Origin of the sequence: Sphingomonas flavida, from assembly GCF_036663655.1 — a bacterium.
Classification (GTDB): Bacteria; Pseudomonadota; Alphaproteobacteria; order Sphingomonadales; family Sphingomonadaceae; genus Sphingomonas.
Genome location: NZ_JAXOJH010000008.1, coordinates 163,160 through 182,568, shown reverse-complemented (window position 1 = coordinate 182,568; position 19,409 = coordinate 163,160). Strand labels below are relative to the sequence as shown.

The following is a 19,409-nucleotide window of genomic DNA, read 5'->3' as shown; positions in this document are numbered from 1 at the left end:
ACAAATCAGATAAGAGAATAGGGTGAAGGCCGGTTCAGCCGCTGCTCGCCCAGGAGCGAAGCGCGGTCGCGAAACCGGCGAGGATGATCCCGCCCGTGGCGAACATGGTGCCCGCGATCAGCCGGGCATAACGGCCCTGGTCCGACCGAACGCCACGGAGTTGCAGCAGCAGGGTCGCACCGATCACGGCCAGCACCGCCGCCACCGCGTACATGATGAACGCCGATGTCATGCGACCATTTCCGGTGTGGCGCGTTCCCAAACCGAACCCAACACAGGAGACGAACGATGGTCGATGTCAGCCAGATCAAGGAACATGCGGAAGTCATCGGAGCGGACGGCGTCCATGTCGGCACCGTCGACCATGTCGATGGCGACCGCATCAAGCTGACCAAGAACGACAGCCCCCAGACCCAGGACGGGCAGGGCGCCAAGCATCATTACCTGCCGCTCGGCCTGGTCGCCGAGGTCGAAGGCGACACGGTTCGCCTGTCGGCTACCGCCCAGAACGCCGTCGACCAGTTCGAAGAGGCCGAGTGAGTTTCTACTCCCTCTCCCCTTGTGGGAGAGGGAGGGGCCCGCGGCCATAGGCCGTGGGAGGGTGAGGGGGCCGTCCATTACGGGCGGCCCTTTTGCTTGTGTGCGATCCGCGCGCCGATCGCAGCCACGACGCCGTCGAGGTTGGTCATCACATCGGCATTGGCGAAGCGGATCACGTCATAGCCTTCGTGTTCGAGGAAGCAGGTCCGCGCAGCGTCGCGCTCCGGCTTGGCTGCATGGTCGTCGCCATCGAGTTCGACGATCAACCGCGCCGAATGTGAGCAGAAATCGGCATGGTACGGACCCATCGGAACTTGGCGGCGAAACTTCATGCTCGGCAACAGTTCGCGCAAGGCGCGCCACAACTGGCGTTCGGGCTCCCCGGCGTTCTGGCGCAGCTCACGCGATCGGTTGACCGTAGTCGGGGCAAGCAGCTGGCGCCTGGTCAGGCCTTGAGCGTTGCCCCTCACCCTTCCCACGGCCTGCGGCCGCGGGCCCCTTCCCTCTCCCACAAGGGGAGAGGGAGGTTCGGAGAAATGAGGGGGCATGGCTTCGACCTTCCCGTCGGGCAGGCATTACCTCACTGGCACGCCAGGCATTCGTCGTAATCGGTCGTCTCACCGATCTCGAACTTCGGTGCGCTGATCGTGTTGTCCGCCTCGACGCCGCCCGAGCCCGCGAAACCGGCGCGCTGCACCGACTTCGACCGGAGATAATAGAGCGACTTGATGCCCAGCTCCCATGCGCGGAAGTGGAGCATCAGCAGGTCCCACTTTTCCACATCGGCCGGGATGAACAGGTTCAGCGACTGCGCCTGGTCGATATAGGGCGTCCGGTCGCCCGCCAGTTCGAGCAGCCAGCGCTGGTCGATCTCGAACGAGGTCTTGAACGTGTCCTTTTCTTCCTGGCTCAGGAAGTCGAGATGCTGGACCGAACCGCCATGCTCGAGGATCGAGTTCCAGACCGCGTCCGAATTCTTCGACTTCGCGATCAACAGCTTTTCGAGATAGGGGTTCTTGACCGAGAACGAACCCGACAGCGTCTTGTGGGTATAGATGTTCGCCGGGATCGGTTCGATACAGGCGCTGGTGCCGCCGCAGATGATGCTGATCGACGCGGTCGGCGCGATCGCCATCTTGCAGCTGAAACGCTCCATCACGCCGACATCGGCCGCGTCGGGGCAGGGCCCGCGCTCGACCGCCAGCGTCATCGACGCCTGGTTCACCTGCGCGTTGACATGCTTGAACATGCGCAGGTTCCACGACTTGGCCATCGCGCCCTCGAAGGGAATGTTGCGCGCCTGGAGGAAGCTGTGGAAGCCCATCACGCCCAGGCCGACCGAACGCTCGCGACCCGCCGAATAGGCGGCACGCTCCATGCCCGGCTCGTGGCGGTCGATATAATCCTGCAGGACATTGTCGAGGAATCGCATCACGTCCTCGATAAAGCCCTTGTTATCCTTCCACTCGTCCCAGGTTTCCAGGTTGAGCGAGGACAGGCAGCAGACGGCGGTGCGGTCCTTGCCCTTGTGGTCCATGCCGGTCGGCAGGGTGATTTCCGAACACAGGTTCGAGGTCGACACCTTCAGCCCCAGCTCACGGTGGTGCTTGGGCATGTTCTTGTTCACATGGTCGGCGAAGACGATGTACGGCTCGCCGGTCGCCAGGCGGGTCTCGACCAGCTTCTGGAACAGTGCGCGCGCGTCGACAGTGGCGCGGACCTCGCCGGTCTTCGGGCTCTTGAGATGCCATTCGGCACCGTCGCGCACCGCCTCCATGAAGGCGTCGGGGATCAGCACGCCGTGGTGCAGGTTCAGCGCCTTGCGGTTGAAGTCGCCCGAGGGTTTCCGGATTTCCAGGAACTCCTCGATCTCGGGATGCGAGATGTCGAGATAGCAGGCGGCCGAACCGCGCCGCAGCGAACCCTGGCTGATCGCCAGCGTCAGCGAGTCCATCACGCGGACGAACGGGATGATGCCGCTGGTCTTGCCGTTCAGGCCGACCGGCTCGCCGATGCCGCGCACATTGCCCCAATAGGTGCCGATGCCGCCGCCGCGCGACGCCAGCCAGACATTCTCGTTCCAGGTGGTCACGATGCCGTCCAGGCTGTCGGGCACCGAGTTCAGATAGCAGCTGATCGGCAGGCCGCGACCCGTGCCGCCGTTCGACAGGACCGGCGTGGCGGGCATGAACCACAGCTTCGAGATATAGTCGTACAAGCGCTGAGCATGTTCGGCATTGTCGGCATAGGCCGAGGCGACGCGCACGAACAGGTCCTGATAGCTTTCGCCGGGCAGGAGATAACGGTCGTTCAGCGTTTCCTTGCCGAAGTCGGTCAGCAGCGCGTCGCGCGCATGGTCGACTTCGACCGGATAGGGTTGCGGGCGCACCGACTTGGTGTCCGCCGGGGTGGGCGCGGGCGCGGTCTTCTCAGCCAGGTTCTGGGCCGTGTCCGCTGCCATCTGTTCGAGCATATCAGTCGTCATGTCGCTATCCCGGCTATCCCTGAAATCCATCATGATGCCGCTCCTTTGTTCTTGTTTCGTTCGAGTCGGTCATCGGCTATCTAGCACCTCGCGCCGTGCACGTCGCGATCCGTCGAGAGAGGGGACGAAGCATCGTTTCCGCTGCGCCGTCCCTATCCCTGTCCTACCAGTGCTTGGGGCCACCCCCGACCTCTTCCACTATCCTTAGTGTAAAATCCCGAGCGGCACTGCAAGGGGCTAAAGCATGGAAAGGGGGTTGGTTGCGACGAACGGCGCGTTGTCCTGCGGGCTCGAAAGCCGCGACGCACGGATGTCTGCGGGGTTCACGAAGCGCAACCCCCAAAAATATTTTTTGAGCGCTGCCCGATCAGCCGAGCGACAGCAGGAACAGCGCGATCAGGCCGATGATCGCGACCAGCATCTGGGGTGGGCGCAGCCGCGCGAAATGCTGTGGCGCGCCGCCCCAGCGAGCCAGCCAGGGATCGGTCAGCGCGATCGAGGCATAGCCGACAATCAACAGGCCGAACCCGGTCAGCGGCCCCGCCATCAGCGCCAGCAGGCCCAGCAAGAAACGCAAGACCATGGTCAGCATCTGCGAGACATGGGTGCCGCCGGGGGTGAAGAAGCTGAGCCCGCGCGCCACCCCCGCCAGGAAGACGAGGATCGCGGCGCCCCAGATCTGCCCGATCAGCAGCGCCAGCGGCGCACCCGACCAGGCGGCGAGCGCGGCCAGCGGCAGGACGAGCACCGGCCCATAACCGAAGACGAGGCTGAGCGCGGGGATGCGCGGCGAGGCGGCCTCGGGCGTCGGGGCGGGATTGGGGGAGGTGGCGGTCATGATGGCGCGAACGTGCGGGGATGGATTTCCGCTCCCCCGTGATGGCGATGTCCCACGCCGGCGCGGGCGAGGAATGACAAGGCCTTATGCCGATTGGCGGTGCGGCTCCTGTTCCTCGTCATGCTCCAGCCAGGGGTGATCCTCATCGAGCGGCGCGGCAAAGGCGATGCCGACCCGGCCTTCGCGCTCCCACCGGATATAGCCGCGCAAGGGGCGGTCCGCGCCCAGGCGGATGCCGATCGCGGCACCGCACACGATATAGGCGGGGGGCAGTCCCTCGATCATCATGCCGGTCGTCGACAGGTCGCGGATCCGCACATCGACCACCGCGCTGCCCGACAGGACCTGGGCGGTGCGCAGGATTTTCATGCGCGGGCGGCGATGGGACTTCAGGCCGACCGGCTCGGCGCGTCCGTCACGGTCGTGCAGCATCCGGTGCACCTCGACCGAGTCCGTCGGCTTGCCATAGACGAAGCCCTGGATGTGGCTGCACCCCAGGTCGCGGATCAGTTCGATCTCGTCCTGGATCTCCACCCCCTCGGCGGTCGTCTCCATGCCCAGCGTGTCGGCCAGGGTCACGATCGCGCGGATGATCGCGGCGTTGCGGCTGCCGCTGCGCACCGCGCCGCGCACGAAGGACTGGTCGATCTTGATCTTGTCGAAGGGCGCATGGCGCAGATAGCCGAGCGAGGAATAGCCGGTGCCGAAATCGTCCAGCGCCAGGCGGATGCCCAGCGCCTTCAGGGCTGCGAAGCGCCGCTGCGATTCCTGGTCGTCGCTCAGGAAGACGCTTTCGGTGATCTCCAGCTCGAGCCGCTCGGGGGCCAGCCCCGATTGCGCCAGCGCCTGCGCCACCAGGGCGGGCAAATGCGGCTTGGCGAACTGGATGGACGAGACGTTGACCGCCACCCGTGCCGGGCGGGGCCAGCTCGCCGCCTCCAGGCAAGCGGTGCGCATCACCCATTCGCCGATCGGCTCGATCAGCCCGCATTCCTCTGCGACGGGCACGAACTGCGCCGGGGAGATGTCGCCTTGGGTCGGATGGCGCCAGCGCAGCAGCGCCTCGAAGCCGACGATCGTGGCGTCGCTGGTCGACACGACGGGTTGATAGGCGAGGTGGAACTGGCCCTGCGCGATGGCGACGCGCAGATCCTCCTCCATCCGCTTGCGGCTGCGCGCACCCTCCAGCATCGCCTCGGCATAGAAACGATGGACGCCGCGCCCGGCCCCCTTGGCCGCATAGAGGCCCAGATCGGCGTTGCGGATCAGCGTCTGCGAATCCGCGCCGTCCTCCGGCGCGATGGCGATGCCGATCGAACAGCCGATCGTCACCTCGTTGCCGTGAATGTCATAGGGGCGCGACAGGGTAGAGATGATCTCGCCCGCCAGTGACGCCAGTCGATCGCGCGCGTCGATGCCGGGCAACAGGATCTGGAACTCGTCTCCGCCCAGCCGTCCGACCAGCCCGACATCGCCCACCACCTGTTCCAGCCGCCGCGCGACCATTTGCAGCAGCAGGTCGCCCGCCGGATGGCCGAGCGTGTCGTTGACCGCCTTGAACCGGTCGAGATCCATCAGGAACAGCGCGGTCGGGCGATAGGGGGTGATCGATTGGCTCAGCGTCTTGTCGAGCGACAGCTTCATGCGCTGGCGATTGGCCAGGCCGGTCAGGCTGTCGAACAGCGCCAGCCGGGTGATCTCGGCCTCCGACCGGCGCTTTTCGGTCAAGTCGGAGCCCGAGCCGATAAAGCCGCGAAACCGGCCGATGCCGTCGATGATCGGCCGCCCCGAAATCGACCACCAACGCTCGGCGGCGGCCGGACCACGCGCGACCGCGCAGACGGTATAGTCCGAAAAGCTGGTACGCGACGCCATGTGGAAGGACAGGGTCCGCTCGCTGCCCGGGGCGGAGGGGTCCATCTGGAACATCTCGGTCAACAGGCGGCCGCGATATCGGCTGTCGATGCCGACCAGGTCGTTGGCGACCTTCTTCGACAAATAGGTCAGGCGGCCTTGGCGATCGGTTTCCCAGAACCAGCCGGTGCCATGCTCCTCGAACTCGGCGATCATCTTGACCGCCTGTTGCCCCTGGCCGAACTCGACCGCATGCGCCCGTGCCGCGTCGTAATCCATCCGGCCGGTGTGATAGGCCTTCAGGACCAGCAGCAGCAGCGGCGGCACGACGGCAGCCAGCACCGGCAGGATCGCCACGCCCCAGGCCAGTGCCGCGATCGGCGCCAGGAACGCAAAGCCGAAGGAATAGCCGAGCATCGCGCCGCGTATCGGGTGCAGCATGGCCGCGGTCGCCCACATCGCGGCCATCAGGCTCAGCGCCGAGGCCCAGCCGGCGCTGCCATGATGCGCATGGGCCAGGATCAGGAGCAGCGGCGCGGTGGCCAGCGCCATGACCAGTGCCATCACGCCCAGCCACTGCTTCAATCGGTAGAAGGGCCATTGCCGCGCCTGGCCCTGCCACAGCACCAGGCCGAAGGCGAATGTCGCGAGCAGCATGGCGGCGCCCGCCACGCCCTTGTCGATTTGCACCGCCTGGGGGTCGGTCATCACGCTGATCCCCGCGATCACCGCGACCGCGACCAGATTCTGCAGGATCGCCAGCGGCCAGATGCGGCACAGCGTCTTCAACCGTGCGAGATGCAAGGACGCCAGCAACTCGTCATTGTCCTCGACAAGGCCCAGCAGGGCCAGGAAGGGTAATCGGTCGGCGGCGGCGGACGGCATGGGGTTTCGTGTTTCCACTGGGGGTTCGCCCGACCCTGCCGAATCGGGGTTAAGATAGATTGAAGTCATCCCTGCGGCGGACGAATCACGCATGACACGCGCGGCGGGCGTTGCGTGCGGCGCCGTGCTGTCGCACAAGGCGGCGCATGACGACCCTGATCCGCGACACCGACCTGATCGAGAGCGTGGCCGACGCGCTCCAGTTCATCAGCTATTACCACCCGATGGATTATATCCGCGCCCTGGGTAAGGCCTATGAGGCCGAGAAGAGCCCGGCGGCCAAGGACGCCATCGCGCAGATCCTGACCAACAGCCGCATGTGCGCGGAGGGGCATCGCCCGATCTGCCAGGACACCGGTATCGTCACGGTCTTCGTGAAATGGGGCCAGGACTGCCGCCTGTCGGGCGACCGCAGCCTTCAGGAAGTCGTCGATGAGGGCGTGCGCCGCGCCTATCTCCACCCCGAGAACCGCCTGCGCGCCTCGATCCTCGCCGACCCCGCCTTCACCCGCCGCAACACCAAGGACAACACGCCCTCGGTCCTGCATGTCGAGATGGTGCCGGGCAACACGGTCTCCATCGACGTCGCGGCCAAGGGCGGCGGGTCGGAGAACAAGTCCAAGTTCAAGATGATGAACCCGTCCGATTCGATCGTCGACTGGGTGCTGGAGATGCTGCCGCAAATGGGTGCGGGCTGGTGCCCGCCCGGTATGCTGGGCATCGGCATCGGCGGCACTGCCGAAAAGGCGATGCTGCTGGCCAAGGAATCGCTGATGGGCGCGATCGACATGGGCCAGCTGAAGGCGCGCGGGCCGAAGAACGATGTCGAGGCGCTGCGTATCGAGCTGTTCGACAAGGTCAATGCGCTTGGCATCGGTGCGCAGGGGCTGGGTGGCCTGTCCACCATCCTCGACGTCAAGATCATGGACTGGCCGACTCATGCGGCGTCCAAGCCGGTCGCGATGATCCCCAACTGCGCCGCCACCCGCCACGCGCACTTCACGCTGGACGGCTCGGGCCCGGTCTATCTCGAAGCGCCCAAGCTCGACGAATGGCCCAAGGTCGACTGGAAGCCGGACCTCCAGGCCGCTCGCCACGTCGACCTCAACACGCTGACCGCCGAAGAGGTGAAGAGCTGGAAGCATGGCGACCGGCTGCTGCTCAACGGCAAGATGCTGACCGGCCGCGACGCCGCGCACAAGCGGATCAAGGACATGCTCGATCGCGGCGAGGAGCTGCCGGTCGAATTCAAGGGCCGCGTGATCTATTATGTCGGCCCGGTCGATCCGGTCGGCGAGGAAGTGGTCGGCCCGGCCGGTCCCACCACCGCGACCCGCATGGACAAGTTCACCCGCATGATGCTCGACCAGGGCCTGCTGGCGATGGTCGGCAAGGCCGAGCGCGGGCCCGCGGCCACCGACGCGATCCGCGAATACCAGTCGGCCTATCTGATGGCGGTCGGCGGCGCGGCCTATCTGGTCGCGCGTGCGATCAAGGGATCGAAGGTCGTCGGCTTCGAGGACCTGGGCATGGAGGCGATCTACGAATTCGACGTGGAGAACTTCCCCGTCACCGTCGCGGTCGACGCCGAAGGCCAGAACGTCCACACGCTCGCCCCGCTGGTGTGGCGCGAGAAGATCGCCAAGGAAGGCCTGCTGACCCCGGCGTAATGCTTAAATCCTCCCCATCTTTGATGGGGAGGGGGACCGCCGCGCAGCGGTGGTGGAGTGGCCGACAACGCCCGCGATAAAGCCACCACCGCACTGACCTATTCCACATTCTCCCAGCGCACCGCCCAGCTGGCATAGGCGGCAGGCACTGCATTGATGATCGTGAAGAGCAGGAACATGGTCTGGATGCCGCCCTGCATGACCGCGTCCTTCGGAACGTCGAAGGCGAGCCCTCCCATCAGCAGACACAGCGCGACCATCGTCGTGACCGCAAAGACCTTGAACGCCATCAGATAGGCCCGCGCCTGGATCGCACGGTCCCATTCGTCGATCTTCTCCACAAAGCTGCCGGATGGTTTGATCGGTCCCAGGATTCGCACGAACGTACCGACCGCGAAGCCGATCATCCCGATGCCGTAGCCAAGATAGGTGCCCGATCCGCTCAGGTTTTGGGCGACCGAAACGCCATAGCCGCCAAGGGCCAGCGCCAGCGCGACCGCGGACGGCCAGCGCATCGGGCGGCGGCGCGGCGGTTGCTCGGTCAGCGCGGGCACGCCGGTCCAGCGGACTATGGCGTCGAGCCGTTGGAGAAATGTATCGTTGGTCACAGCGTCTCGTCCTCTGCGTCGGGCAAGGGAACCACGAATTCGGCAAATATGATGGGCAGGCTTAGCATCGTCATGACCGTCGCATATCCAAGGGCGCCCCATTGACGATATGTGTGCGGCATCGGCCAGCCCGCCCGTGCGGCGAAGGTCAGCCAGAGGAAAAGCAGGCCGATGACGATCAGATTGACTAGATACGCCCGCCGGGCGGCGGCCAGCAGGGCGTCGCGTTCATATTCGTCATAAGTTTCGAAGCCGCGCTTCGTCAGCCAGGATTGGCGCGCGAAAGGCGAGGAAAAACTGATGACAACCAGCAAAATGCTCATCGGCATGACATTGGGAAACACGCCATCCGCGTCGCCCGGCGTCAGCATCTCGAAAACGGGAATGGCGGCGACGAACGCCAAGCCCACGACCAGCCCCCACCGCACCCAGTAGCGACGCGGCCGGTGCTTCATCTCGTTGGCGGCCCATTTGTTGACGTCATATCCGTCGTTTCGGTAGTTGCTCATGCGTCACGCTCCTGATCCGGCAGGGGTATGGAGATTTCGGCGAACAGCGCCGGGAGCGTCGTGAACAGCGCCGCCAGCGCCATGGACCAAATCAGCCAGGTCCTGGGCGTAAGAACCACCGGCGAACCGGCCGCCCCCCCCAGGCCGCCGCGAGCGTCAGGACGATCAACACCGCGCCGATCACGGCATGGGCGCGCGCCGTGGCGACACCCAGCGCCGCCGCTTCGAACTCGTCATACTGCCCGCGTTCCGGCAGGAATAATGGCGTGCGGGCAAAGGGCGACAGGCCGAAAGCGTTGGTGATGTTGAGGGCGGTCAGCGCCAACAATAGTGCGTCGGGTTGCGCCCCCGCGACCGTGACGGCCAGCGCGGTCGCCACCGGCCAAACGATCGCAAAACCCAGTGCCCAGCGGACCCATTTGCGCCGCCGGATCGGGCGGGCCGGTGGCTCGATCGGCTCGAAGCGGGCGTCATAGCGCATCGGTTGTCTCCCGGATGGCGAGGGGGTGGCGGATCATGCGGGATCCTCCCGGTCGAGAAAGGGGATGGCGAATTCTGCGAACAAGGCGGGCAGGTTCGTTGCGGTGGCGACGAGTGTGAGTGCCCAGATCGCCCAGTCCTGCCAGCGATGCGGCATTTGCCAATTACACGCGGAGGCGATCGCACACCAAGCGAGTGCACCAACGCTTAACGCAGCAACGACCCGATAAGCGTGTAATGTGGCGCGCATCAGTGCCATACGCTCGAATTCATCATAACTGCCGAGTAGCCAGTTGCCCTTGGCAAAGGGTGATCGTCCCGCGGGCACGTTCATCGCCCCCGTGATGATGAACCAAAAAAAGGGCAGGCCGCCATTATGCCCATCGGGCATCCAGAGTTGCCCAACGGCAAGACCGATGCTGAGGATGACGGCGATGAGCAGCCACCAGCGCAAATGGTGGCTGCGATAGGGACGGGCACCCGCGGACTCCGGCGGCATCTCCCCCGGGGCATAGCGACCGGTCCAGCGGCGACTGTCGAAACCCATCAGGCGTCTCCATCCCGGCGCAGCGCGTCGGTGAGCGAGGGGAAGGGGGATAGGGAGAAGACCAGTTCGACCGGCGCGTCGAAATAGGCGGCGATCTTCAGGCCCAGTTCCAGGCTAGGTTTATAGTCGCCGCGCTCGAGATAGCCGATCGTCTGCGGATTGACGCCGACCGCCTCGGCCAGTTCGCGCCGCGACACGTTGCGGTCGTTGCGGAACAGGGCAATGCGGTTGTGCATGTAGGAAAGCTATACGTCTTGTTGTGTTTACACAACGATTCGTTTGTCTGCTAATCTGCCCCTGCAAGGGGGCAGCGACGCTGACGGAGGGGTGTCACCCTATCGAGAGCGGGCCACCCCTCCGTCAGTGCTTCGCCCTGCCACCTCCCCTTGCAGGGGAGGAATGGGCATGTTCAATTCTTGTAAAGCGCGTCCAGACGCTCGCCATACACCTCGCGCAACACATGGCGGCGGATCTTTAGCGAGGGGGTCAGCTGCTGGTTCTCGATCGCGAAGGGTTCGTCGGCGATGATGAAGCGGCGGATGCGCTCGGTCACCGACAGGTCGCGATTCACCCGGTCGATCGCCGCCGAGATGGCGCCCCGGAAATCGAGATCATCCTCCAGCGCGGCGCGGTTGCAGCCGGTGCCGGACTTTGCGCACCATTCGGCGGTCCATTCCGCGTCGGGCACGATCAGCGCGACCATATAGGGTCGCCTGTCGCCCGCGATCATTGCCTGGCCGATCTCGGGTTGCAGGGTCAGCATTCCCTCGACCTTCTGGGGGGCGACATTCTCGCCCTTGTCGTTGATGATCAGGTCCTTCTTGCGGTCGGTGATGCGCAGGCGGCCGGCCGCGTCGATCTCGCCGATATCGCCGGTGTGCAGCCAGCCGTCCTTCAGCACCCGCTCGGTCTCGGTCGGGTTGCGCCAATAGCCGTGCATGACCAGCTCGCCGCGCACCAGGATCTCGCCATCCTCGGCGATCCGCACCTCGGTATTGTCGAGCGGCGGGCCGACCGTGTCCATGCGCACGCCCGCCTTGGGCCGGTTGCAGGCGATGACCGGCGCGGCCTCGGTCTGGCCATAGCCTTGCAGCAAGGTGAGGCCGATCGAGTGGAAGAACAGCCCGATCTCGGGATTCAGCGGCGCGCCGCCCGACACCATCGCCTTCAACCGCCCGCCGAATTTCTTGGCGATCTTGGGCTTGAACAGCGTCGCGACCGCCAGTTGCGCGGGCCGGTCGATCAACCGGAGCTGGCCGTTATAGCTGCGCGCGCCCAGCGCCAGCGCCTGGTCGAGCAGGCGCGCGCCAAGCCCGCCCTTCTTTTCGATCGCCTTGGCGATGCGGGTGTGCAGCACCTCGAACAGGCGGGGCACGACGAACATGATCGTCGGGCGGACCTCCTCGATATTCGCCGCCAGCTTGTCGAGGCCCTCGGCATAATAGATCTGCCCGCCCAGCGAGACGGGAAAATGCTGCCCTCCGGTATGCTCATAGGCGTGGGATAGGGGCAGGAAGGACAGGAACACCTCGTCGTCCCAGCCGAAATCCTCGGCGATCACCGCGCTGCACCCGGCGCAGTTGTGCAGGATCGCGCCGTGATGCTGCATCACCCCGCGCGGCGCGCCGCCGGTGCCCGAGGTGTAGATGATGCAGGCCAGGTCCTCGCGGGTGAAATCGGCCTGCGCGGCGACCACGACGGGGTCGGCGGGATGCTCGGCGATCATCGCGTCATACTGGCGGCATTCGATCTGGCTCGGCCCCAGTTTCAGCGACTCGATGCCGATCACCGTCTGGACATGGTTGGAGCGAAGCGCGGCGGGCATCAGCGTCGTCGCCAGCTTCTGGGTCGACACGATGATCGCGCGCGCCCCCGAATTCTCGATGATGTGCGCGTGGTCGCGTTCGGTATTGGTGGTGTAGGTCGGCACGGTGACGCCGCCCGCCGCCATGATCGCCAGGTCGGCGATGCACCATTCGGGGCGGTTGTCCGACACCAGCATCACCCGGTCGCCGCGCTGAAGGCCAGTCGCCTTCAATCCGGCCGACAGGCTGGCGACCCGGCGCGCTGCCTCGGCCCAGCTGATCGATTGCCAGGCCCCGGCTTCCTTGCGCCAGAGGAAGGGGGCGTCGCCCTTTTCGGCGGCGCGGGTGAAGAACATGGTGACGAGGTTGGGGAAATATTCGAGCGTGCGCATGTCCGTGCCTCTCCCATCGGCCCGTGTCGTGCATGTCAACGCGCGACCGGGCTCTTTGTTTTCTTATTCCGCCGGGCGTCCCGGCTTGTCACCCACTCTCCGGATCGCGGCCGAGCGGCCGGTCACGTCGATCGCGGCCCCCTCGCTGCGCGGATCGGCGGCCCCGACCCAGCGGCCCCCGACACGCTCGATCGCATTGGCCTTCAGCCCCAGCGGCGCGACCACCACCGTCTCGCCCAGCGCCTGCAGGCCGGGAACGAGCGCCTCCAGCGCGGTGCCCTGTTCGACCGTCGCGACCTTGTAGGGGGCGAACAACAGGCCTTGGGCGATCGCGTCCTGCGCGCTCAGCTTCCAGTCGATGACGCCGATGATCGCCTTGGCGACCTGCGCGATGATGGTCGAGCCGCCCGCCGCACCGACCGCGAGGCGAACCTTGCCGTTGGGGCCATAGACGATGGTCGGCGCCATCGAGCTGCGCGGGCGCTTGCCGCCCTCGACCCGGTTGGCGACCAGATCGCCGTCCCTGACCGGCACGATATCGAAATCGGTCAGCTCGTTGTTCAGCATCGTGCCGTCGACCGACAGCCCCGATCCGAACGAACCCTCGACGGTGGTCGTCACCTCGGCGACGTTGCCGGCCGCGTCGACGGTGACGAGATCGGTGGTGCCGGGCACCTCGCTGACCGGTGCGCGCACTCGTGGCGGAGCGCCCGGAGGCGTGCCGGGCGCAACCGACGCCATCGTCCGGTCGGGAGAGATCAGCGCCGAGCGGTCGGCGATATAGGCCGGGTCGAACAACCCCTCCAGCGGCACCCGGACATAATCGGGATCGCCCAGATACATATCGCGGTCCGCATAGGCGAGGCGAGAGGCTTCGGCGAACAGATGCCAGGCCTGTGGCGAGTCCTTGCCCAGCCTGGCCATGTCGAAGCGTTCGAGCAGCTTCAGGATCGACAGCATCGTCGTGCCGCCGCCCGAGGACGGACCCATGCTGCACACCTTGTACCCGCGATAGGTCGCGCAGAGCGGCGGGCGCGGCCTGGCGGCGTAGGCGGCGAGGTCGCCGGTCGTCATCTTCGACGGATTGCGGGTGGCGGTGTTGACCGTCGTCACCAGCTTCTGCGCCTGCGGTCCGACATAGAAGCTGTCGGGGCCCAGCTTGGCGATCCGCTCCAGCAGGGCGGCCTGTTCGGGGTTGCGGATCGTGCTGCCGAGCGGGAGCACCTGACCATCGGGCCCGGTCAGCCGCGCACGGGTGGCGGCGTCGACATGACCGCCATAACGGGTCAGCGCGGTCTGCAGGCGCGGGGTCAGCCGGAACCCGTCGCGCGCCAGCCGGATCGCGGGCTGGAACAGCCGTGCCCAGGGCAGCTTGCCGCCTTGCGCATGGGCGAGCGCCATGCCGCGCAGCGCGCCGGGCACGCCGACGCTGCGCCCGCCGGGGACGGCATCGGCGTGGCTGAGCGGGCGGCCATCGGGGCCGTAGAACCAGTCGGGGGTGGCGGCCATCGGCGCGGTTTCGCGCGCGTCGATCGTGTTCGTGCCGCGCGCGTCGTGGCGCACCCAATAGCTGCCGCCGCCGATGCCGGAGCTTTGCGGTTCGACCACGTTCAGCGCCAGCATGGTGGCGATGGCGGCGTCGGTCGCGCTGCCCCCGGCGCGCAATATCTCGACCCCGGCGGCGGCGGCGCGGGGGTCGGCGGCACTGACCATGCCCTCGGCCGGAGATTTGGCGGGCTGCCGCGCCGCGGCTGGGGCGGCGAGGATCATGGCGGGGGCGAGCGCGAGCGCCGCCACGGACAGGAGCGAGTGCTTCATCCGCCCGACCCTAGCGGCAGGCGGGCCCCTGCGCCAAGCCGTAACGTCAGGCACCCACCGCGTCGGTCACGCTGGCAAAGCCGTCGCGGGCCAGCAGCGCGTCGAGATCGGCCAGGATGCGGGCGGCCAGCCCCGGCCCTTCATAGACCAGCGCCGAGTAAAGCTGGACCAGGCTGGCCCCGCTGCGGATACGGGCATAGGCTTCCGCCCCGCTGTCGATCCCACCCGCCGCGATCAGCGTCATCGCAGCGCCGGTGGCCTTGCGGAAATCGACCAGCCGCGCGCGGGCGAGCGGGGCGAGGGGACGACCCGACAGGCCGCCGGTCTCGGTCGCGTTGGCGCTTTTCACATCGGGGCGGGTGATGGTGGTGTTGCCGATGATGATCGCATCCAGCCGGTTGTCGATCGCGGCGCGCGCGATCTCGTCGATCTGGGCGGGGTAGAGGTCGGGGGCGACCTTCAGGAACAGCGGCACCGCGCCCGCCCCCTCGCGCGACGCCGCCAGCAGTTCGGCGAGCGCCGCGCCATGTTGCAGGTCGCGCAGGCCGGGCGTGTTGGGGCTGGAGATGTTGATCGTGACATAGTCCGCGATCGGCGCGGCCTGGGTCACACCGTGGCGATAGTCGGCGATGCGATCGGCCGCATCCTTGTTCGCACCGACATTGATGCCGAGCACACCCTGGCGCTTCGCCGCCTTCGCCCGCGCCAGCCCGGCGTCGAGGCCGCCATTGTTGAAGCCATAGCGGTTGACCACGCCCTTGTCCTCGACCAGCCGGAACAGGCGGGGTTTCGGATTGCCGGGCTGGGGCCTGGGGGTCAGCGTCCCGATCTCGACCATGCCGAAGCCCAGGCCGAAAAAGCCGTCGATCGCCTCGCCATTCTTGTCGACCCCGGCCGCCAGCCCCAACGGGTTGGCGAAGTCGATTCCCGCCACCGTGGTGGCCAGGCGCGGATAACGTGCCGGATCGGCCCCCAACGGCGCGCCCAGCGATCCCCATCGCGACAGCATCGCGACCGTCAGACCATGGGCGCGTTCGGCATCGAGGGCGAAGAGGAGCGGGTGATAAAAGGCCATGTCGGCCCGGTTAGCGGATTGCAGTGGGAGGGGGAAGGCGGGGCTTGGAGCGGCATGTTCTTCTTGCTCCCCTCCCGTTTACGGGAGGGGTTGGGGGAGGGCAGCGTGTCTCACGGAGACTGTTGCCCGTGGCCTTTCCCTCCCCCATCCCCTCCCGTTTACGGGAGGGGAGCGGCAAGACGAGAGGGTGTGCGCTATCGCTCAGTGCATCATGCAAAGGAACGCTATCACCCAACATGGGTTGGTGGGGGGCAACAGGGAGAGCCCCGATGAAGACCCCCATTCCCTTCACCCCCCAGATCGAAGACGTGAAGCCTGAGGAAGGCGAAACCGTCGACCAGATGAAGCAGTCCTTCGAACATATCCTCGACACCACGTCCAAGGACTATGGGCACGGCGTCCGCGCGGTCCATGCCAAGGCGCACGGCATCATCCGGGGCAAGCTGACGGTCCATGACGCCCTGCCGCCGGAGCTGGCGCAAGGGTTGTTCGCGCAAGGTGGCACATATGATGCGGTGGCGCGCATCTCGACCAATCCGGGCGATATCCTCGACGACGCGATCGCTCTGCCGCGCGGGCTGGCGCTGAAGGTGATCGGTGTCGAGGGCGAGCGACTGTCGGGGTCGCAGGGCGATGCGACGCAGGATTTCGTCATGGCCAACGCGCCGGTCTTCACCGCGCCCACGGCGGACGCCTTTGCCAAGAACCTCAAGATGCTCGCCTCGACGACCGACAAGTTCGAGGGCGGCAAGAAGCTGCTGTCCGGCATCCTGCGCGGGATCGAGGCGACGCTGGAGACGGTCGGGGTCGAGAGTGCGACACTGAAGACGCTGGGCGGATCGAAGCAGGTCCATCCGCTCGGCGAGACCTATTACAGCCAGACGCCGTTCCGCTATGGCGACTATATTGCCAAATTCGCGCTGTTCCCGGTCAGCCCGGCATTGACCCAGCTGACCGGCGACACGGTTAACACGCATGACCGGCCCGACGCGCTTCGCGAAGTCGTGCGCGAGGTGATGATCGAGCAGGGCGGGCAGTGGGAGCTGCGCGTCCAGCTCAACCGCGATCTCGATGCCATGCCGATCGAGGACGCGACCGCCGAATGGAGCGAGGAGGACAGTCCCTATGTCACCGTCGCGACCTTTGCCGCCGAACCGCAGATCAGCTGGCAGGACGGCCAGACCAATGCGATCGACGATGCCCTGTCCTACAACATCTGGCATGGCCTCGCCGCGCACCAGCCGCTGGGCAACATCAACCGGGCGCGCAAGGACACCTATCGCTTCTCGGCCGAATATCGCGGCCGCGTGAATGGCTGTCCGATGCACGAGCCGCGCGCCATGGCCGAGTTGCCGTGATGCGGCGGCGCGGGCTAGGGCGGACGGCATGATCCGTCTGTTTCATGTCAGCGACGTGCATTTCGGTGCCGAAGACCCCGCCGCGCTCGCTTGGTTCGCCGAGCGGGTCGCGGCGGAGAAGCCCCATGCGGTCATCATGACCGGCGACCTGACCATGCGCGCGACCAAGCGCGAGTTTCAGGACGGCGGTGCCTGGCTGAAATCGCTGGGCGTGCCGGTGACGGTCGAGGTCGGCAATCACGACATCCCCTATTACTGGGACCCGTTCCGCCGGTTGTTCGCGCCCTATCAGCGTTATGCCGCGATCGAACGGATGATCGAACGGCCGCTCGACCTGCCGGGCGTGACGGTGGTGCCGCTGAAGACCACCGCGCGCGCGCAGTGGCGGTGGAACTGGTCGAAGGGGCGGGTGAGCGGCGGTTCGCTGCGCCGCGCGCTGGCCCTGATCGCGGCCGCGCCCAAGGATCACCTGATCCTGGTCGCCGCGCATCATCCGCTGATCGAGGGGCCGACCAAGGGCACCGCCAAGACGCGCAATGGCGACGCCGCGCTGACCCAGCTGGCGGCGGCGGGCGCACATGCGGTGCTGAGCGGTCATGTCCACGACCCGTTCGACGTGCCGATCGACCGCGACGGCCGGATCATCCGCATGATCGGTGCGGGCACCCTATCCAAGCGCACCCGCAAGACGCCACCGGCGTTCAACGAGATCCGGGTCGAGGGCCGGGGTTTCGAAACGCTGGTCCGCACCTTCGGCGAAACCGCGCCGCATGTGATTACCGAGGATATGCGCGCGGGTTAGCGTTTGATCCACCTGACCTGAAATATTGCCCTACCACCCCGGCCTCCGCCGGGGTGATGCTTCAGCTTGGCTGGATCAAACCCCAGTTGCGGGTTCCGGAAACACGGGCGTGATCGCCAACCTGCGTTCGGCCTGAGCGAAGTCGAAGGCTACTGCCCAGTCGCCGCTTCCCGGCAGGAGTAGGCGGTGGCTTCGTCTCAGCCCCGCATCACATGCGGGCGCGCCGCGACCTGGTCGAACATCCGGCCGGGCTGATCGAGCCAGATCGGCGACAGCTTGGCCGAATCCACGCGCTCCAGTCCCACCGCATAGGCGCAGCGGGCCACGCCCCAGTCGGTGTGCGCCGCCGCCGCCAGAATGGGCACGAACATCGGCCGTCCCGCCGCGTCGATCACATGGATCGCCTCACGCGGCAGGGCGGTGACGCCGCGCACCGTGCGGGTTTCGCCGGGGGCAAGCGCGAAGGCCGGGACGATCGGGCGTCCCTGCGGCTGGCGCGCCAGATCGACCAGTTCCCCATCCAGGCCCGCATGGGCGCTCAGCAGGCGCAGGTCGACCGCGACGCGACCGATCGGGGTCGCGCCACTATTGTGGACGGTCACCTCCGCCTCGATCGTGGCGGACAGCATGTTGAGCCCGACCCGCAGCGGCTTTGCGGTGATCGCCAGGAAGCTGGGTTCGGGCGGAAGCGGCGGCGGTGCGGGCTGGCGCGGGGCGGGCGGGGTCGCTGCTGTGGCGGGGACGGCGGCGGCTGCCGCCATCGGCTCGGGCCGATCCTCGGTCGCCTTGGGTGCCGGGGCGGGCAGCGCCGGAACCGGGCGCCCGCGGCGGCCCAGCCAGATGCCGATCGCCAGCGCGCCCAGGCCGACCCCGATCAGCAGCGCCCAGAAGGGCAGGCCGCGATCCGCCTCGGCCTGCTGCTCGGGAGCGGTGGTGCCGGGCGCGGCGATGGCGGGCGTCGGCTCCTGTCCATTGGCCAGCGTCATGTCGGGTTCGGACGGCGTGACCGCCGGGGACTCGCGATCGGGCAGGCGGGTCGCGGGCGGCTCGGGCGAGGCGATGGGCGTCGGCGTGGCGACCGGGCTTGGCGTCGGCGAGGGCGTGGGGCGCGGGGTGGCACGCGGGCTGGGCGTGGCGCGCGGGGTGGGGGCGGGGGTCGGCGTCGCGGCGGGCGCGCTCTGGCCGGGCAGCACGATACGCGGCGCGGGCGGCGTCGGCACCGGCGTCTGCGTGCCCTGCGGCGTGGTGCCGCGCGGGCTCAGGCTGAACCCGTCGAGCCCTCCCGTGGCGGGACGGGCGGCGTCATTGTCCTGCCCGCCGGTCTGCAGCGGCGCGGCCGGATTGGGGGCGGCCAGCGCCGGGGAGGCAAGCACCAGGGTGGAAAACACCGGGGCCAGCGTCAGGGCAAGGAGGCGCGCGGCGCGGCGCGGCCCGGACGATGTCATGAAAATCATTCCTCGCGGTAACTATATTCTTCCGGCCGACCGGACCACCGGCCCGAACACCCAAGCCGTGCCCGGTAGGCCCGACGGATGCAACCCCCTTGTGTAGCGCGATATGCGGCCAATATATGGCAGAGACGGCGCGCGGCGGAACTTTCCCCGTGGGCGCGCGTGTCCCCGTTTGACACGCGGGGTCCCAGCCCCTATATCGGGATCATCCACCACAATCTTCGGGAAATGATGCGCCTTCGCGCAGCGTGTCGGTCGAATGGAAGATTGCTGGTTCAGCAGACGCCGGATG

18 protein-coding genes are annotated in these 19,409 nt (G+C 67.0%); 4 read left to right on the top strand and 14 right to left on the bottom strand.

The features are described 5' to 3' along the window. Nucleotides 1-34: 34 nt before the first annotated feature. On the bottom strand, nucleotides 35-232 hold the full coding sequence (locus tag U1703_RS11255) for a hypothetical protein (protein ID WP_332785746.1): 198 nt from the start codon (nucleotides 230-232) through the stop codon (nucleotides 35-37). Nucleotides 233-288: 56 nt separating this feature from the next. Here U1703_RS11255 and U1703_RS11250 point away from each other — a divergent pair, with 56 nt between their 5' ends. Further along, on the top strand, nucleotides 289-540 hold the full coding sequence (locus tag U1703_RS11250; RefSeq protein ID WP_320451609.1) for a DUF2171 domain-containing protein: 252 nt from the start codon (nucleotides 289-291) through the stop codon (nucleotides 538-540). 77 nt (nucleotides 541-617) lie between these two features. Here U1703_RS11250 and U1703_RS11245 read toward each other — a convergent pair whose 3' ends face one another. The 4 genes from U1703_RS11245 to U1703_RS11230 all read right to left on the bottom strand — a co-directional run bounded on the left by U1703_RS11245 (nucleotide 618) and on the right by U1703_RS11230 (nucleotide 6,602). After that, nucleotides 618-1,010 (bottom strand): endonuclease domain-containing protein, encoded by a 393-nt coding sequence (locus U1703_RS11245; protein ID WP_320451610.1) that lies wholly within the window; start codon nucleotides 1,008-1,010, stop codon nucleotides 618-620. 110 nt (nucleotides 1,011-1,120) lie between these two features. Next, complete coding sequence (locus U1703_RS11240; RefSeq protein WP_332785767.1) at nucleotides 1,121-3,055, bottom strand: ribonucleoside-diphosphate reductase subunit alpha; 1,935 nt, start codon at nucleotides 3,053-3,055, stop codon at nucleotides 1,121-1,123. A gap of 337 nt (nucleotides 3,056-3,392) precedes the next feature. Then, complete coding sequence (locus tag U1703_RS11235; RefSeq protein WP_332785745.1) at nucleotides 3,393-3,863, bottom strand: DUF3429 family protein; 471 nt, start codon at nucleotides 3,861-3,863, stop codon at nucleotides 3,393-3,395. Between the two features lie 84 nt (nucleotides 3,864-3,947). Next, nucleotides 3,948-6,602, bottom strand: coding sequence for a putative bifunctional diguanylate cyclase/phosphodiesterase (locus tag U1703_RS11230; RefSeq protein ID WP_332785744.1), 2,655 nt, complete (start codon nucleotides 6,600-6,602; stop codon nucleotides 3,948-3,950). 146 nt (nucleotides 6,603-6,748) lie between these two features. Between U1703_RS11230 and U1703_RS11225 the strand changes: the two genes are divergently transcribed. Next, complete coding sequence (locus U1703_RS11225) at nucleotides 6,749-8,272, top strand: fumarate hydratase (protein ID WP_332785743.1); 1,524 nt, start codon at nucleotides 6,749-6,751, stop codon at nucleotides 8,270-8,272. Between the two features lie 98 nt (nucleotides 8,273-8,370). Here the strand turns inward: U1703_RS11225 and U1703_RS11220 are convergent, their stop codons facing one another. The 8 genes from U1703_RS11220 to U1703_RS11185 all read right to left on the bottom strand — a co-directional run bounded on the left by U1703_RS11220 (nucleotide 8,371) and on the right by U1703_RS11185 (nucleotide 15,506). Next, nucleotides 8,371-8,880, bottom strand: a complete 510-nt coding sequence (locus U1703_RS11220) for a DUF2178 domain-containing protein (protein ID WP_332785742.1) — start codon at nucleotides 8,878-8,880, stop codon at nucleotides 8,371-8,373. Next, entirely contained in the window at nucleotides 8,877-9,389 is a 513-nt protein-coding gene (locus tag U1703_RS11215; protein ID WP_332785741.1) for a hypothetical protein, read from the bottom strand. Before U1703_RS11215 ends, U1703_RS11220 begins: the two co-directional genes overlap by 4 nt. A 91-nt stretch (nucleotides 9,390-9,480) precedes the next feature. Continuing rightward, complete coding sequence (locus U1703_RS11210; RefSeq protein ID WP_332785740.1) at nucleotides 9,481-9,870, bottom strand: hypothetical protein; 390 nt, start codon at nucleotides 9,868-9,870, stop codon at nucleotides 9,481-9,483. Between the two features lie 33 nt (nucleotides 9,871-9,903). Continuing rightward, nucleotides 9,904-10,416, bottom strand: coding sequence for a hypothetical protein (locus U1703_RS11205; protein WP_332785739.1), 513 nt, complete (start codon nucleotides 10,414-10,416; stop codon nucleotides 9,904-9,906). Further along, nucleotides 10,416-10,652: a helix-turn-helix transcriptional regulator gene (locus tag U1703_RS11200; RefSeq protein WP_312488450.1), complete on the bottom strand. Its 237-nt coding sequence runs from the start codon at nucleotides 10,650-10,652 to the stop codon at nucleotides 10,416-10,418. Before U1703_RS11200 ends, U1703_RS11205 begins: the two co-directional genes overlap by 1 nt. A gap of 173 nt (nucleotides 10,653-10,825) precedes the next feature. Then, a complete protein-coding gene (locus U1703_RS11195; RefSeq protein ID WP_332785738.1) occupies nucleotides 10,826-12,613 on the bottom strand; it encodes an AMP-dependent synthetase/ligase in 1,788 nt (595 codons plus the stop codon). A gap of 63 nt (nucleotides 12,614-12,676) precedes the next feature. Beyond that, nucleotides 12,677-14,431 carry a gamma-glutamyltransferase gene (gene ggt, locus U1703_RS11190; RefSeq protein WP_332785737.1) on the bottom strand — a complete coding sequence of 585 codons (1,755 nt, stop codon included), beginning with the start codon at nucleotides 14,429-14,431 and terminating at the stop codon, nucleotides 12,677-12,679. A gap of 46 nt (nucleotides 14,432-14,477) precedes the next feature. Further along, nucleotides 14,478-15,506, bottom strand: a complete 1,029-nt coding sequence (locus tag U1703_RS11185; RefSeq protein WP_332785736.1) for a quinone-dependent dihydroorotate dehydrogenase — start codon at nucleotides 15,504-15,506, stop codon at nucleotides 14,478-14,480. 269 nt (nucleotides 15,507-15,775) lie between these two features. Between U1703_RS11185 and U1703_RS11180 the strand changes: the two genes are divergently transcribed. Further along, entirely contained in the window at nucleotides 15,776-16,864 is a 1,089-nt protein-coding gene (locus U1703_RS11180; RefSeq protein ID WP_332785735.1) for a catalase family protein, read from the top strand. A 28-nt stretch (nucleotides 16,865-16,892) separates the two neighbouring features. Further along, complete coding sequence (locus tag U1703_RS11175) at nucleotides 16,893-17,666, top strand: metallophosphoesterase family protein (protein ID WP_332785734.1); 774 nt, start codon at nucleotides 16,893-16,895, stop codon at nucleotides 17,664-17,666. A 197-nt stretch (nucleotides 17,667-17,863) separates the two neighbouring features. Here the strand turns inward: U1703_RS11175 and U1703_RS11170 are convergent, their stop codons facing one another. Continuing rightward, a complete protein-coding gene (locus tag U1703_RS11170) occupies nucleotides 17,864-19,111 on the bottom strand; it encodes a hypothetical protein (RefSeq protein ID WP_332785733.1) in 1,248 nt (415 codons plus the stop codon). Nucleotides 19,112-19,409: the final 298 nt, after the last annotated feature.

Coding starts and splice junctions, on each gene's coding strand:
- U1703_RS11255 (WP_332785746.1), bottom strand. CDS start 232: ATGACATCGGCGTTCATCATGTACGCGGTGGCGGCGGTGCTGGCCGTG.
- U1703_RS11250 (WP_320451609.1), top strand. CDS start 289: ATGGTCGATGTCAGCCAGATCAAGGAACATGCGGAAGTCATCGGAGCG.
- U1703_RS11240 (WP_332785767.1), bottom strand. CDS start 3,055: ATGGATTTCAGGGATAGCCGGGATAGCGACATGACGACTGATATGCTC.
- U1703_RS11235 (WP_332785745.1), bottom strand. CDS start 3,863: ATGACCGCCACCTCCCCCAATCCCGCCCCGACGCCCGAGGCCGCCTCG.
- U1703_RS11230 (WP_332785744.1), bottom strand. CDS start 6,602: ATGCCGTCCGCCGCCGCCGACCGATTACCCTTCCTGGCCCTGCTGGGC.
- U1703_RS11225 (WP_332785743.1), top strand. CDS start 6,749: ATGACGACCCTGATCCGCGACACCGACCTGATCGAGAGCGTGGCCGAC.
- U1703_RS11215 (WP_332785741.1), bottom strand. CDS start 9,389: ATGAGCAACTACCGAAACGACGGATATGACGTCAACAAATGGGCCGCC.
- U1703_RS11210 (WP_332785740.1), bottom strand. CDS start 9,870: ATGCGCTATGACGCCCGCTTCGAGCCGATCGAGCCACCGGCCCGCCCG.
- U1703_RS11205 (WP_332785739.1), bottom strand. CDS start 10,416: ATGGGTTTCGACAGTCGCCGCTGGACCGGTCGCTATGCCCCGGGGGAG.
- U1703_RS11200 (WP_312488450.1), bottom strand. CDS start 10,652: ATGCACAACCGCATTGCCCTGTTCCGCAACGACCGCAACGTGTCGCGG.
- U1703_RS11195 (WP_332785738.1), bottom strand. CDS start 12,613: ATGCGCACGCTCGAATATTTCCCCAACCTCGTCACCATGTTCTTCACC.
- ggt (WP_332785737.1), bottom strand. CDS start 14,431: ATGAAGCACTCGCTCCTGTCCGTGGCGGCGCTCGCGCTCGCCCCCGCC.
- U1703_RS11185 (WP_332785736.1), bottom strand. CDS start 15,506: ATGGCCTTTTATCACCCGCTCCTCTTCGCCCTCGATGCCGAACGCGCC.
- U1703_RS11180 (WP_332785735.1), top strand. CDS start 15,776: ATGAAGACCCCCATTCCCTTCACCCCCCAGATCGAAGACGTGAAGCCT.
- U1703_RS11175 (WP_332785734.1), top strand. CDS start 16,893: ATGATCCGTCTGTTTCATGTCAGCGACGTGCATTTCGGTGCCGAAGAC.
- U1703_RS11170 (WP_332785733.1), bottom strand. CDS start 19,111: ATGACATCGTCCGGGCCGCGCCGCGCCGCGCGCCTCCTTGCCCTGACG.